This window comes from Zoogloea sp. (assembly GCF_030157465.1).
Taxonomy (GTDB): domain Bacteria; phylum Pseudomonadota; class Gammaproteobacteria; order Burkholderiales; family Rhodocyclaceae; genus Zoogloea.
Genome location: NZ_JAOAUU010000058.1, coordinates 202568 through 216515 on the forward strand (window position 1 = coordinate 202568; position 13948 = coordinate 216515).

Here is a 13948-nt window from a genome sequence, read left to right on the forward strand (position 1 = left end):
TTGAATGGTTAAATATTGTTTCACATTGACCATTCGGGATATTCCACGGAGATGCACATGACCACCGCTCTGCCCCCTGAGTCTCCCGAGTCTGTCTCGGCCGGCCAGAAAACCGGTATCAGCGTGGCAGAAATACCGCGCGAGCAGCGCGTCGCCGCCTTGCTGCTGTCGCGCTACAACCTGCGCTATCTGGTCCGGCTGTATGCCGCCTTCGAGGGCGACCTGCTGCTGCCCATCGTGCTTGGCGAAGTCGCCATGTACAACGTCAGCGGCCTGCTGCCCGACGATCCCGCCACGCTGGCAGCCAGCTTCTGCGACGATCCTAACCATATCCCGCTGCGCCCCTGCAACGCCTTCTCGATCAGTTCATCCACCGGTATCCCGCGCGAAACCGTGCGCCGCAAGGTCAGCCACCTTATCCAGCACGGCTGGATCGACCGCGACACCCGCGGCGGCCTGACCATCACCCCCAAGGCCGTGGCCCTGTGCCTCAAACCCTTCCACGAAGACAACCAGTCCGATTTTCTCGCCACCGCCGATCGGGTGTGGGCGGCGCTGGGCGCCCCCCGGCACGCCTGAACGCCTCATGCGTTGTGCTGGCGGCCAGACCCGCCTTCAAATCTCGCCGCCGCCCGGAGCCTTCAGCCCGAAGTGCTGCCAGATCGATGCGGTGGCCATGCGGCCGCGGGGCGTGCGCTGCAGATAGCCCTGCTGAATGAGATAGGGTTCCAGCACGTCCTCGATGGTGTCGGATGATTCGCCGATCGCCGCGGCGAGGTTGTCCAGCCCCACCGGGCCGCCACCAAACTTTTCCAGCATCGCGCCCAGCAGCTTGCGGTCCATCAGGTCGAGGCCCAGGTGGTCCACGTCCAGCATGGTCAGCGCCGCATCGGCCACCGCCGCGGTGATGCGGCCATCGGCGCGCACTTCGGCGTAGTCGCGCACACGGCGCAGGAGGCGGTTGGCGATGCGCGGCGTGCCGCGGGCGCGCCGGGCGATCTCGAAGGCGCCGGTTTCGTCGATCTCCACATTCAGCAGGCGCGCCGAGCGCGTGACGATGAAAGCCAGCTCCTGGGAGGTGTAAAACTCCAGCCGCGAAACGATGCCGAAGCGGTCGCGCAGCGGGTTGGTGAGCATGCCGGCGCGGGTCGTCGCCCCCACCAGCGTGAAGGGCGGCAGGTCCAGCTTGACCGAACGTGCAGCCGGGCCCTCGCCGATCAGGATGTCGATCTGGAAATCCTCCAGCGCCGGGTAGAGGATTTCCTCCACCACCGGGCTGAGGCGATGGATTTCGTCGATGAACAGCACATCGTGGGGCTCGAGGTTGGTGAGCAGCGCGGCCAGATCGCCGGCGCGCTCGAGTACCGGGCCGGAAGTCTGGCGCAGATTGACGCCCATCTCGGCCGCCACGATGTGGGCCAGGGTGGTTTTGCCAAGGCCCGGCGGGCCGAACAGCAACACGTGATCGAGCGCTTCGCCGCGTTTCCTGGCCGCCTCGATGAAGATGCTCAGCTGGTCGCGGATCTTTTGCTGGCCGACGTAATCGGCAAGGCGCTTGGGGCGCAGCGCCCGCTCCAGCGCCTCTTCCTGGTTGCTGGCGCGCTGGGCCGTGATCAGGCGGGCGGAGGGGTCGGGCTGGCCGCCCCGGATGGCATCGGTTTCGATCATTACTGGCTATCCACGACCTTGTTGTTCACGATTTCGACATGTCCGGCCGTCCATTCACGGAACAATGCATGCCCCAGCGCCAGGAAAGTCGGCCCGAGGAACAGGCCGATGAAGCCAAAAGCCAGCACGCCGCCAAAGGCGCCGAGGGCAATCAGCAAAATCGGCAGACTGGCCGTGCGGCTGATCAGGAAAGGCTTGAGGAAGTTATCCACCGAGCTGACCGCCAGCACGCCCCACAGCACCAGGAAGATCGCCCAGCCGCTCTCGCCCTGCTGGTAAAGCCAGAACGCGGCCCCGCCCCACAGCAGCGGCGGGCCGATCGGCACCAGCGACAAAAAGAAGGTGCCCGCCGCCAGCAGCAGCGCGCCCGGCACGCCGGCAATCAGAAAGCCGACCAGCGCCACCAGCGCCTGCGCCGCAGCGGTGCCGACGATGCCGATCATCACTGCCTTGACCGTGTTGGCCGCAAGCTCCAGCAGCCGGTTGCCCAGCTCTCCCCCCAGACGCTCCGCGCCGATTTCGAGTTGAGCGTAGATGCGCCCCCCGTCCCGGTAGAGAAAGAAGCCGATGAACAGCACCAGGGCAATCTGCAGCAGGCCCTGACCGAGCATCTGGCCCAGGCCGAGAGCAAACTTGCGCGCCGGATCGATGCCCTGGGTGGCCAGCTTGCGCATCTCGGCCTGGCTGTGGGTGAGCTTGCGCACGTAAGCGTCGATGTCGCCGCCGACCAGCGGAATCTCCTTGAGCCAGGCCGGCGGGCGGCCATCGGATTGCTCGATGAGCACGCCGACATAATCGACGAGGTTGATCACCGCGTCGGTCAGCGAGGTGGCCAGGCCGATCATCGGCACCAGCAGCACGGCGGTCAGCAGCAGGGTCATGGTGATCGCGGCCAGACTGTCGCGCCCGCGCAGGCGGCGATGCAGCGCCTGGTACATCGGCCAGGTGGTGATGCACACCGTGCCGGCAAACAGGATCGCGGCAAAGAAGGGGCTGAGCACGAGGGCGCAGCCAAGAAGCAGCAAGGCCGTGATGGCCACCTGGGCAGTACGTCGCGGAGCCATGGGGAATATGCCTTGAATGGGGTGGCGCGATTATCGCCGAATCGTCGGGCGGCGAACGGAGGATCGACACCGCAAGGCAGCATCGGCCCTCGAAAACTCCCGATTTATGCCAAACATATAAAACAGTCTTGTTCTTATCGCGAAAAAATCGTCCAATCACTTTCTGTCCAATCAAACCAGATGGCTCTTGCCACCTCACCACCATGCTCCTCGACGAACAAGCGCGGTGCTTCTTCGACCGCTGGCACGCACTGCAGCCTGGGTCACGGAACATCGCCGCGATGCGCGGGTTCTTCGACGGCTGGCGAAGCCTCGCGCCGGCTGCGCCACCGTCGGCGCCAGCGCTCAAGCACGAACGCTTCAATGAATTTGCCACGGCTTTCCAGGCAGCCTATCGGAACTACCGACGTAGTGGCGTGGCCGCCAATGCCTGGCGTACCGCCGGCATCGGCAAGGACGAGATGCGCAACAGCGCAGTGCTGCGCTGGCTGCTCGATGGCTTTGGCGATCATGGCCAGGGGCCGGCGATCCTGGCCGCGCTGCTGCGGCAACTGCAACGCTCCGACCTGGCAGAACTCGCCATCCGATATCCGTACTGGACACGCGTCGAATCCTGCCCGTTCGGCGAGCGTGAAAGCCGTATCGACATCGAGATCGAAAACCCGCACTTTATAATTTTCATTGAAGTGAAGGTCGGCGCCGGAGAATCCGGCGATCAACTGGAAAGATATCGCCAGTTGGCGACGAGAAAGGCCGGCAATACGGCCCGCGAATGGGCTGTGATTTTCCTCACGCCAACCGGGCGAGCGCCCAAAACAGAAGCGCAGCATGGCCATATCACCGCGATTTCATGGAAATCCGTTGCTGCCGTCGTGGAGCAGCATATTCGCGACACGGCACTCGACACGAGCGTGGCCGGCCTCCTGCTGCACCAATTCGCCGAGCACATGCGCACGCTCCGCTGACCGATCAAACTTCACTGCAAGGAATCCTCTCCCATGAGCCAATCCCACGAAATTCACAAACTGGTCATCAGCAACATGGCCGTGCTGGAACAAGCCCCGGCGGTAGTCGACGAAGCCGAAAAACGGATTTTCGGCGCCATCGACGAGAAAATCGAAAAATGGGCGAAGGCACAGGAGGGCTGGGTAGGCTTTTTCGATTTTCTGGAAGACGAAACAAGCTTCAAGCCCGAGAGCTGGCCTGTCACTGACGACATCGGCTATCTCGCCTGGTTCGAAATCGGAATGCTGCCCAGCGAAGGCTATGAACACTATCTTTCACCGCTGGTCGGCGCGGTCACACAGGAGTTCGGCTTTTACTTCTCGGTGCATGCACCGTGGCTGACCGGGCTGGAAAACCAGAAACGCGCCCAGCCCGGCAAGAAGTGGGCGAACTTCCTGCACGAGCACTTCCGCGAGTTTCCCCTGCTGGCGGCAAACGGCTTCCGCCCGGAAGGAGAAGCGCTCTTTCACCCCGTGCGCATCGACGCAGCGGCGCTTGCCGATGCCTATCCGGACACGCTGGACGACGCACTCGAACCCGTCGACGACGCCCTCGCCCACATCGCCGCCGCGCTGCCCGAATTCACCCGCTTGATCGAAACCGCACGAGCCCACTTCGCCAAGAACGGCGAAGACGCAGCACAAGCCTGACGCACAGCGCCGGGGCTCACACCCCCGGCTTCCGCCTCACGTAAATCGTCTTCTCCACCGTCGCCACCACCTCTCCGTGGCGGTTCACCACGTCCACGGCAAAGGTCGGCTCGTATTTCTGGCCGTCGGCGGTGGCCTGGAGGATGTCCTCGACCTGCTCTGTCGTGATGCGGAAGCGGGCGCGCACGGTGCCGCGGCCGGGCAGCTTGTAGTCGATGCTGGAGGCCTTGTCCCACACCACGTAATCCCGCCCCAGGTTGTGCATCACCAGGAGCGCGAAGAAGGGGTCGGTCATCGCAAACAGCGAGCCGCCGAAGTGGGTGCCCATGTAGTTGCGGTTGAGCAGGCCGAGGCGCATGCGCACCACCGCTTCGCGGTAGTCCGGGGCGAGGCGTTCGACGTGGATGCCGGCGCCAATGAAGGGCGGCCACAGGTTCATCAGCAGGCGCAGGGTGCCGGCGCCCAGCTTGACGTTGCGCATGAAGCCCTGTTTGAGCTTGGCGCTCACGCTTTCGACAGCCCCTTCAGCGCCTGGCGGATGCCGTCGGACACGCCGACGCCGTCGGGCAGCAGCTTGACCGCGCCGAGGGCTTCCTTCTCGTTGTAACCGAGCGCCATCAGCGCATTGATGATGTCGCCCCGGTCGTCGAAAGGCAGGTCGGCGGCCGCGCGGGAGGCGACGCCCGGCAAGGCCTTAGGCAGCTTGTCGCGCAGTTCCAGCAGCAGGCGCTCGGCGGTTTTCTTGCCGATGCCGGGAATCTTGATCAGGCGGCCGGATTCCTGCATGGCGATGGCCTGGGCGAGATCGCTGACCGACAGCCCGGAGAGCACCGCCAGCGCGGTGCGCGCGCCGATGCCGGCCACCTTGAGCAGCTGGCGGAAGGCGGCGCGTTCGTCTTCGCTGGCGAAGCCGTACAGAAAGTGGCCGTCCTCGCGCACCGCCATGTGGGTGGCGAGGCTGACCGTCTGGCCGTTGGCGGGCAGGCCGTAGAAGGTGCTCATCGGCACTTCCAGCTCATAGCCGACACCGTTTACGTCGATGAGGATTTGCGGGGGATTCTTCTCGGCCAGGCGGCCGGTGATGCGTCCGATCATGTTTTCTGTGTGGTGAGGTGTAAGGATGAGGCGGCCTAACTGAAATCCGCAGCCTTGAAGGCCGGCAGGGCTTCAGCACGGGTGGCAAGGGCGGCCAAGTGCGGGTAATCGCTGTCGTCCACCAGGCCCGGCGCGCTGAAACGGGTAAACCGCCAGGCCACCGCAACGGTGATGTCGGCCTGGGTGGGTGCGGCGCCGCACAGCCAGTCGGTGTCGCCAATCTGGCGGTCGATCAGCGCGTAGGTGTCGCGGATCTGGCCGGTGGCCCGTTCGATCCAGGCCGGGTAGCGGGCGTCTTCGGGGCGAACCCGGGTTTCGTAGTAGCGCGCCACGCTTTTCTCGGCGGCGGCCAGGCCGTAGCCCACAAACTGCAGGCAGCGCCGGAAGGCGGCCTCGTCGGCGGGCATCAGGCTCTTGCCGGCCGGGGCGATGCGTTCGAACCAGGCGATGATCTGGGTGCTGTCCACCATCAATTCGCCGTCATCGAGCACCAGGGTTGGGGCCTTGAGAAGCGGGTTGATGGCGTGGAATTCGGCAAGGTTGCGAAAGACCGACAGGGACTGATGCTCGAAGGGAATGCCGAGCATTCGCGCGCTGATGAAGGTGCGACGGACGAAAGGTGAATCGAGCAGGCCGACAAGTTTCATGGTTTGACTCCCGGGGTGGATTGGGCGCAGCGGGCGGCGGTCTGGCGCAGGCGGGCAAGCACGGCATCGGCTTCGTCACGGCTCTGCACGGGAATTCGGGCTTCGTGGCCACTGCCGAGGTTGCCGCCGCCGAAGGCGATCTTCACCTCGTCGGCGCGCACGTCGATGTATTGCACGATACCGAGATTGATGGATCGCTGGGTGCCGTTCTCGGCTGGCAGGGGAAAGGGGCAAAAAGACGTCGAGCCGGCATCCTGGGCGGCGATCAGCGGCGGCGCGAGCAGCATCGCGGGCAGGACAAGAAGCAGTGGAAGGCATTTCATCGCTATCTCCCGGTAAAGAATCGGGCCAGATCGTGGAGGCTGGCGGCACGCGGCACACCGGCGGCCAGCACGTCGTCGGCCGGCTGCAGCAGATCCGGCACCATGACTACCCGGGCGCCGGCCGCCAGCGCGCCGCGTACACCGGCGTTGGAGTCCTCCAACACCAGGCAGTTCGCCGGGGCCACGCCGAGGCGCCCGGCGGCGGCGATGAAGATGTCCGGCGCCGGCTTGCCGCGGGCAACTTCGTCGCCGCAAACCATGCCGTGCACCCGGTTCAGCAGGCCCACCGCGGCCAGCTTGGGCTCGGCCCGCGAGCGGCGGGTGGAGGTGGCCACGACACGCCCGAGGGCCAGCGTGTCGAGTACGTCGAAAAGCTCGGTGACACCGCCCTTGAGCGGAATCCGCCCTTCGTCGATGGCGAGCTCATAAAGGCGGCCGAAGCTTGCGTACAGCGCCTCGACCGGATAGTCGTCACCCAGGTGCCGACGGATCACCGCCGGGCCGTCCTTCGAGTTGAGGCCGACCATTGCCAGCCCGACTTCGTAGCGCCATTCGAGACTCAGCTCGGCGGCGGCCGCGGCAACGGTGGCAAGGGCAACCCGCTCGCTGTCGAGCAAAAGGCCGTCCATGTCGAAAATGACCGCGTGGACATCGGCGGCGGCGAACGGGGGCGAAAAAATCATGAGGCGACTCCCGGCCAGCGCCCGAAAGCCAGCGTGGCGGCGAGGACGAGGCCGTGCAGGTTGGCAGCGGCAATCGTCAGTTTGAGGGCCGGCGCCAGTTCGGCTGGCTCGGCGGCGTGGGCCATCAGGTAGCGGATCGCGCGAAACGAGAGGATCAGCGTGAGCGCGGCGGCGGCGGCGCCCTGGGGCAGGCGGTCACGCCCCACCATCAGCACCAGCCAGCCGTAAGCCAGCAGCACCAGCCCCAGGAAGGCCCACTTGGCGCCATCGGGGCCGAGACGCACGACGAGGGTGCGCTTGCCGGCGGCTTCGTCGCCGCGCCGGTCGGGGAATTCGTTGATGAACAGAATCGCCGCCACCAGCAGCGCGTATGACAGACCGGCAATTGCCGGGATCGCCGAAAACGCGCCGCGCTGCACGTAATCGGCGCCGATCACGACGATCAGCCAGCCCGCCGCCACCGCCGCCTCGCCCAGCCCGCGGGACACCAGCGCCAGCGGCGGCGCGGTGTAGGCCCAGCCGAGAAAGAGCCCGACGAGACCGATCAGCAACAGGCCCGGCGCCGACTGAAGCGTGAGCCACAACCCGGCGGGCACCACCAGCGCCAGCAGCGCGTGGCCGAGGCGGCCGGTCTCGGCCACGGAGAGCACGCCGTTCTGGATGAAACGGCTGCCGCCGGTGAAGGGAAAGAGCCGCTCGGTGTTGGCAGCATCGGCGCCGCTGCGGGCGTCGTGGTAATCGTTGAGCACATTGATGCCGGCGTGGGCGACAAGGGCAAACAAAACCGTCAGCACCGCCTTGCCCGGGTCGATGACGAGGCCACTGCCGTGGGCCGCCGCCAGCCCGATGAGGCAGGCAAACAAGGTCACGCCCAGAAAGGCCGGGCGCGTAGCAAGCAGGCAGGCCAGCAGCGGCCGGGCACGCAGGGACGGGGCGGGTTCGGTGGGGGTGGGCGCCATGGCGGGTCGAGACGTGATCGAAGCGCCAATGCTGCGGTGCGGCGCCCTGCGGGTCAAGCAGCGGCAAGGCTGCCCAAGGCCGGCAACAAAGGCCGGCCGCCCCCCGGCCGAATCAGTTAGCATCGGCGGCTCCCCCCTCGATCTGCGCTTCCGACCTTGCATACCGTCGCCTCCGCCCGCCATCGCCCGTCGCCCGCCCCCTTCGGTTCCCGCCTCTACGGCGGCCTGCTGGCCCTTGTCGCCGTGGCCGCGCTGGCCGGCTGGTTCATGCTGTATCCGCTCGATCGCGTCATGGCCGGGGCCCTGCTGGCCGGCTATGGCCTGCTTGTGGTGCTGCGGCCGGCAAGCTGGCTGATCCTCGTGCCGGCCTTGTGGCCGGTGGTGGATCTCGCCCCGTGGAGCGGGCACTTTCATGTCACCGAAAGCGACGCCCTGATACTCGCAACGCTGGCGGCCCTCGGCCTGCGTGAAGCCTTTGCGCCGCCGCCGGCCACCCTGAGCGGCCGCGCGCCGGTCAAGCTGACCCTGCCGGCGCTCGTCCTGTTCGGGCTGCTGGCCGCCAGCGTGGTGATTTCCGGCCTGCGCGGGCTGTATCCGCTGCCGCCCCTGGATGCCGCGGCGCTGGTCAGCTATAGCTCGAGCCTCAACGCGCTCAGGGTCGGCAAGGGCTTCGTGCTGGCTTTCGCGCTGATTCCCTTCCTGCACCTGGCCATCCGGCGCGACGGCGACGCCGCACTCGAGCGCCTGACCCGCGGCATGATGTTGGGCCTGGGCACCTGCGCGCTGGCCGCCCTGTGGGAACGCCTCGCCTTTCCCGGCCTCACCGATTTCGCCAACGACTACCGGACCACCGCCCTGTTCTGGGAGATGCACGTCGGCGGCGCCGCGCTGGATGCCTGGCTGATGCTGTGCTTCCCGTTCGCCGTGCTGGCCCTGTCCCAGGCCCGCAGCGCCCCCGGCAGGGCGCTTGCGCTGCTCGTGCTCGGCATCGGCAGCTACGCGCTGTTCACCACCTTCTCGCGCATTGTCTATGCCGCGCTGGTCGTTTCCCTGAGCCTCCTCGGCGTGCTGGCCCTGATGCGCCCGGCATCGGCGTCAACAACGCCGCGGCGCCCGGGCGTGCTGGTGGCGCTCATCGCCGTCGCGCTGCTGGGCTGCGGGCTGACTTTCCCGGAAGGCGGCTACCGCGCCCTCCTCGCCTTTGTCGGCGCCCTCCTGCTTGCCTACCTGGGCGGCGGCGCACTGGCCGGCATGCGCATCCGCCAGCTGGTGGCCGCTGTCGTGGCCGGCGCCTTCCTGCTCGCCATCAGCGTTCCGGCGGCGCTCTGGCTGCCGAAGGGGGTTTACCTGATCTACGCCCTGTCGTGGGCGATCACGGCCGGCCTGCTGGCGGTACGGGCGCGCCGGCACGACACGGTGCCCAGCCTTGCCGTCGTCGCCCTGCTCACCTGGACCACGCTCAACGTCATCAGCATCAGCGCCTTCTGGAGCGAGCCGACCCACTTCACCGGCACCGCCCTGGCGGCACTGCTGGTACTGGTCGTGCTCGCCGTCCAGGCGCTGGCCAAAAAGCCGCTCTGGTCGCCCAAAGCCCACGACCTCTACGGCGCACTGGCCGTGCTGGCCCTGGGCGCCATGCTGACCACCACCCTCGGCAGCTACTACATGAGCGGCCGCGTCGCGGCCACCGGCGACGATATCGACGTGCGCCTCAAGCACTACACCAACAGCCTCGGCCTGATGCACACCAGCGGCGACACCCTTGCCGGAATCGGGCTGGGCCGCTACCCGGACGCCTATTTCTGGGCAGTCGACGATCCTGGCGTGCCCGGCTCCCTGTCGCTGCTTCAGGACAGCCGGGGCCGCTTCCTGCGCCTGGGATCGGCCCGGGGCGTCCGCCACGGCGACGAAGTGCTGACGCTTTCCCAGCGCATTCCCCTCGATACGGCCAACCCGGTCCGCTACCGCTTCCGGGCCCGCAGCGAGACAGAAGCGGTGCTGCAATTCAGCCTGTGCCGCAAGCACCTGCTCTACCTCGAAGGCTGCACCTTCGGTAGCGCCAACCTCAAGGGCGGTGCCAGCTGGCAGAGCCTCGAAGGGGTTTTTGCGGATCCACTCGGCCAGCCGGGCCGGCCGCCCCGGCTGGCCGCGTTTTCCATCACCAACAAAAGCCGCACGCCCATCGACCTGGACGGCTTCGAACTGCTCGACGCCCGGCTCGAACCCCTGCTGAAAAACGGCGAGTTCGAACGGGGCATGGATTTCTGGTTCTTCACCTCCGACCGCGACCACCTGCCCTGGCATGCCAAGAACCTGTTTGTGCACACCTATGTCGAGCAGGGCGCCCTCGGCCTCGGGGTGCTGCTGCTGACCCTGGCGACGGCCTTCGTGCGGCTGCTGCGCCAGCCCACCCGCCTGCAGGCCCACGCCGCCACGCTGCTCGCCGCACTGGTTGGCGTGACCACGGTGGGGCTGGTGGACAGCCTGCTGGACATGCCGCGCATCACGCTCTTCCTGACCCTGCTGCTGTGGCTGGGCCTGACCCTGCGCCGGCCCGAAAATTCCGCATTCCGGCACGAACCGGCCAGCGGGCAATAGGCTACCATCGAGCCTGTCGTCCTCCTGCCGGAACCCCACCGTGAACGCATCGTCCGGACACCTCCCGGCGCGCAGTGCCCTGCGCCTGCTGCTGCTCGGCCTCGCCGCCGCCATCGCCACCGCAGCGGCCCTGCCAGCCCGGGCGGCCGTCATTCTGGTCGGCCCGAACGAATCCGTCACCCGCATCGCCGACGCAGCGAAGCTCGCCCGCGATGGCGACACCGTGCTGATCCGCCCCGGCACCTACACGGGCGACGTGGCGAGCTGGCCGCAAAAATCCCTTGAGATCCGCGGCTTCGGCGGCCGACCGGTACTTGCCGCCAACGGCCACAGCGCCGAAGGCAAGGCGATCTGGGTCATTCAGAACGGCAACTTCAAGATCGAGAACATCGAATTCCGCGACGCCACCGCCTCCGACGGCAACGGCGCCGGCATCCGCTTCGAACAAGGCCAGCTCGAGGTGCGCGACTGCATTTTCGAGAACAACCAGAACGGCATCCTGACCGCCAACTTCGAGGACGCCGAACTGCACGTGCTGAACAGCGTGTTCAGCCAGGCCCCTCAGGACACCACCGCGCTGCATCACCTGCTCTACGTGGGCCGCATCAAGTCGCTGGTGGTCGAGGGCAGCCGTTTTCACCAGGGCTATCAGGGGCACCTGCTCAAAAGCCGGGCCCGGCGCAACGAGATCCGCTACAACCTGCTGCTGGACGGGCAGGGCGGCTCGGCTTCATACGAACTGGAATTTCCGGAAGGCGGCGCGGCGCTCGTCGTCGGCAACGTCATTTCCCAAAGCGCCGACAGCGCCAACCCGATCGTCGTCGGCTACGGCGCGGAAGGCAGCCACTGGCCGGAAAACCGGCTGCTGCTGGCCCACAACACGCTGATCAACAACGGCTGGCGGCCGGCCTGGTTCACCCGCGCCTGGACCAGCAAGCTGCCTCCCGACACCACCGTCGTCACGCGCAACAACCTCACCGTCGGGCTGGGCCTGTTCACGCTGGCCCTGAGCGGCGAGCACCACGGCAATTTCGCCCTGCCCTCCGGCGCCCTCAACCCGGGGGCGCTCGACTTCAACCCGCCCGCCTTCCTGCGCGGGCGCGTGGGCAAACCCGACGGCCCCTATGCCCTTGAGCTGACCCCGCAGGCCGAATTCGCCTTTCCGGTAGGTACCAACCCGCTGGCAGCCCCCACCGAATGGATGCCCGGCGCCTTCCAGAGCACCGGCATCGTCATGCGCAAGGCCCCGGCCGCCGAACCGGTCACCGAAACCCGGCCCGCCCCGCGGGAGAAAACCCCGTCACGCAAGCTCTGAACGCTCAGGCCCGGCGCAGGGCAATGTGGCTGCGGATAAAGGCGCTGGCGCCGCTGCGGAAGCGCTGGTCGGGCGCACCCGACAGCCACTGCCGCACCAGCCCGCCGACAAACAGGAAGGTGTCGTAGGCCATCGCCTCCGGGGTGGCCACGGCACGCAGCTGCCCCTTGTTCGCGGCACGGGCGTAGGCATCGGTCAGCTGCTGGAGAAAATCAAACTGGCCGGGCGTGCACGCCATCATCGGGCTCAGTTCGTCCACGTATTCGCACTTGAAGATCAGGATCTCGAAAGTCTCGCGCGTTTGCGGCTCGTCGATCAGAGTGTGGATGATCGCCAGCAGCGCCCGCTCGATGCCGCCCAGCGGGTCATCGTCACCCTCGTCAAAGACAACCCGGTCCAGCAGCGGCAGGGTCGCCTCCTCGCGCATGGCAAAGAACAGCTCCATCTTGTTCTTGAAATGCCAATAGACGGCGCCGCGCGTTACGCCGGCGGCGGCGGCGATCTTTTCCAGGCTGGTTCGACCCACACCACACTCCAGAAAAATCCGGCGCGCAGCCTCAATGATGTGACGGCGCGTCACTTCGGCCTCTTCCTTCGTCTTACGAACCATTTGGCATTCTCTGGATCAGAAATGAGCGACCGGGGTATTTACATACATTCATGATTGTATAAACTATGCCCCAATACAAACCAGAAATCCAGCCCCGGAGTTCATCTTGAACACGCATCCCAGCCTTCTGCCCTCCCCGTCCCGCGCCGCCCTGACGGCGCTGGCCGCATCCCTCGTGCTGCTCACCGCCTGTTCCGGCAAGGACCAGGCGGCCGGCGCGCCTCCTGCCGGCGGCATGCCGGCGCTGCCCGTCACCGTCCTCGAAATGCAGCCGACCAAGGCCGAGACCAGCATCGAGGCCGTTGCCCAGACCGAAGGCGCGCGGGAAGTGGAAGTGCGTGCTCGCGTCGGCGGCATCCTGATGAAGCGCGTGTACGAAGAAGGCGCCACCGTAAAGGCCGGCCAGCCGCTGTTCCAGATCGACCGGGCGCCGCTCGAAGTGGCCGTGGCCCAGGCCAGGGCCCAGCTCGCCGAAACCAAGGCCCGCGTGGACCAGACCCAGCGCGAGGCGGCCCGCCTCAAGGGCCTGCTCGCGCAGCAGGCCATCAGCCAGCGTGAATACGACACCGCCAGCTCCGACAACGCGGTGGCCCAGGCCTCCGTGCAGGCCGCCCAGGCCAGCCTGCGCCAGGCCGAGCTGAACCTCTCTTACGCCACCGTCACCGCCCCGGTGAGCGGCGTCACCGGCCGCTCGGTGGTCTCGGAAGGCACCCTCGTCGCCACCGGCAGCGGCACCCTGCTGACCACCCTGGTGCAGGTGAACCCGATCTGGGTGCGCTTTTCGGTGAATGACGCCGAACTGGCCGCCGCGATGCCCGAGGGCCGCTTTCGCGCCCAGGCGATCCGCGGCATCGAGCTGATCCTGCCCGACGGCAGCATCTACCCGGTGCGCGGCAAGCTCAACTTTGCCGCCAGCCAGATCGACCCCAAGCTGGGCACGCAGCAACTGCGCGGCGAGTTTGCCAATGCCGAAGGCCGCCTGATGCCGGGCCAGTTCGTGCGGGCCCGCCTGATCACCGGCGAGCGCGACGGCGTGTTCAAGGTGCCCCAGGGCGCCGTGATGCAGACCGACATGGGCCCTGTGGTGATGCTCGCCGGCGCCGGCAACAAGGTCGAGCCGCGTCCGGTCAAGACCGGTCAGTGGAGCGGCAAGGACTGGATCATCACGGGCGGCCTCAAGGCCGGCGACAAGGTGATCATCGACAACCTGATCAAGCTTCGCCCGGGTGCCACCGTGGCGCCCCACGCGCCGGGCCAGGGTCCGGGCCAGGGTCCGGGCGCAGGCGCCAAGCCGGGCGCACCCGCCGCGGCGCCGGCCAAGGGTTAAGGGA

Annotated in this window: 15 protein-coding genes; 6 read left to right on the forward strand and 9 right to left on the reverse strand. The window is 67.0% G+C overall.

Annotation, left to right across the window (positions count from 1 at the left end):
• Positions 1-57 precede the first annotated feature (57 nt).
• Complete coding sequence (locus Q1W26_RS07520; protein ID WP_300437960.1) at positions 58-579, forward strand: hypothetical protein; 522 nt, start codon at positions 58-60, stop codon at positions 577-579.
• Positions 580-615: 36 nt separating this feature from the next.
• On the opposite strand, the gene ruvB is transcribed toward Q1W26_RS07520, so the two are convergent.
• Together ruvB and Q1W26_RS07530 are read right to left on the reverse strand one after the other, a co-directional pair.
• A complete protein-coding gene (gene ruvB / locus Q1W26_RS07525; RefSeq protein WP_300437963.1) occupies positions 616-1668 on the reverse strand; it encodes a Holliday junction branch migration DNA helicase RuvB in 1053 nt (350 codons plus the stop codon).
• Positions 1668-2732, reverse strand: a complete 1065-nt coding sequence (locus tag Q1W26_RS07530; RefSeq protein ID WP_300437966.1) for an AI-2E family transporter — start codon at positions 2730-2732, stop codon at positions 1668-1670. The genes ruvB and Q1W26_RS07530 overlap by 1 nt, the downstream gene beginning before the upstream one ends.
• Before the next feature lie 203 nt (positions 2733-2935).
• On the opposite strand from Q1W26_RS07530, the gene Q1W26_RS07535 reads away from it, so the two are divergent.
• Positions 2936-3697: a PD-(D/E)XK nuclease family protein gene (locus Q1W26_RS07535; RefSeq protein WP_300437969.1), complete on the forward strand. Its 762-nt coding sequence runs from the start codon at positions 2936-2938 to the stop codon at positions 3695-3697.
• Between the two features lie 33 nt (positions 3698-3730).
• Entirely contained in the window at positions 3731-4387 is a 657-nt protein-coding gene (locus Q1W26_RS07540; protein WP_300437972.1) for a hypothetical protein, read from the forward strand.
• Between the two features lie 16 nt (positions 4388-4403).
• Here Q1W26_RS07540 and Q1W26_RS07545 read toward each other — a convergent pair whose 3' ends face one another.
• Genes Q1W26_RS07545 through Q1W26_RS07570 form a run of 6 tightly spaced genes read right to left on the reverse strand, consistent with a single transcriptional unit; the run spans position 4404 to position 8094 of the window.
• A complete protein-coding gene (locus tag Q1W26_RS07545; RefSeq protein ID WP_300437975.1) occupies positions 4404-4895 on the reverse strand; it encodes a DUF4442 domain-containing protein in 492 nt (163 codons plus the stop codon).
• The gene (ruvA, locus tag Q1W26_RS07550) at positions 4892-5482 is read right to left on the reverse strand and encodes a Holliday junction branch migration protein RuvA (RefSeq protein WP_300437978.1); all 591 of its coding nucleotides are present in this window, start codon (positions 5480-5482) and stop codon (positions 4892-4894) included. Before ruvA ends, Q1W26_RS07545 begins: the two co-directional genes overlap by 4 nt.
• Positions 5483-5517: 35 nt before the next feature.
• Positions 5518-6129 (reverse strand): glutathione S-transferase family protein, encoded by a 612-nt coding sequence (locus Q1W26_RS07555; RefSeq protein ID WP_300437981.1) that lies wholly within the window; start codon positions 6127-6129, stop codon positions 5518-5520.
• The gene (locus Q1W26_RS07560) at positions 6126-6452 is read right to left on the reverse strand and encodes a hypothetical protein (protein ID WP_300437984.1); all 327 of its coding nucleotides are present in this window, start codon (positions 6450-6452) and stop codon (positions 6126-6128) included. Before Q1W26_RS07560 ends, Q1W26_RS07555 begins: the two co-directional genes overlap by 4 nt.
• A gap of 2 nt (positions 6453-6454) precedes the next feature.
• Positions 6455-7135: an HAD family phosphatase gene (locus Q1W26_RS07565; protein ID WP_300437987.1), complete on the reverse strand. Its 681-nt coding sequence runs from the start codon at positions 7133-7135 to the stop codon at positions 6455-6457.
• On the reverse strand, positions 7132-8094 hold the full coding sequence (locus Q1W26_RS07570) for a prenyltransferase (protein WP_300437989.1): 963 nt from the start codon (positions 8092-8094) through the stop codon (positions 7132-7134). Before Q1W26_RS07570 ends, Q1W26_RS07565 begins: the two co-directional genes overlap by 4 nt.
• Before the next feature lie 156 nt (positions 8095-8250).
• Here Q1W26_RS07570 and Q1W26_RS07575 point away from each other — a divergent pair, with 156 nt between their 5' ends.
• Together Q1W26_RS07575 and Q1W26_RS07580 are read left to right on the forward strand one after the other, a co-directional pair.
• Positions 8251-10692, forward strand: coding sequence for a hypothetical protein (locus Q1W26_RS07575; protein ID WP_300437991.1), 2442 nt, complete (start codon positions 8251-8253; stop codon positions 10690-10692).
• A 40-nt stretch (positions 10693-10732) separates the two neighbouring features.
• Positions 10733-12007 (forward strand): hypothetical protein, encoded by a 1275-nt coding sequence (locus tag Q1W26_RS07580; protein WP_300437994.1) that lies wholly within the window; start codon positions 10733-10735, stop codon positions 12005-12007.
• Positions 12008-12011: 4 nt separating this feature from the next.
• On the opposite strand, the gene Q1W26_RS07585 is transcribed toward Q1W26_RS07580, so the two are convergent.
• Complete coding sequence (locus Q1W26_RS07585) at positions 12012-12617, reverse strand: TetR family transcriptional regulator (RefSeq protein ID WP_300437997.1); 606 nt, start codon at positions 12615-12617, stop codon at positions 12012-12014.
• Positions 12618-12723: 106 nt separating this feature from the next.
• Between Q1W26_RS07585 and Q1W26_RS07590 the strand changes: the two genes are divergently transcribed.
• Positions 12724-13944, forward strand: coding sequence for an efflux RND transporter periplasmic adaptor subunit (locus Q1W26_RS07590; RefSeq protein WP_300438000.1), 1221 nt, complete (start codon positions 12724-12726; stop codon positions 13942-13944).
• Positions 13945-13948: the final 4 nt, after the last annotated feature.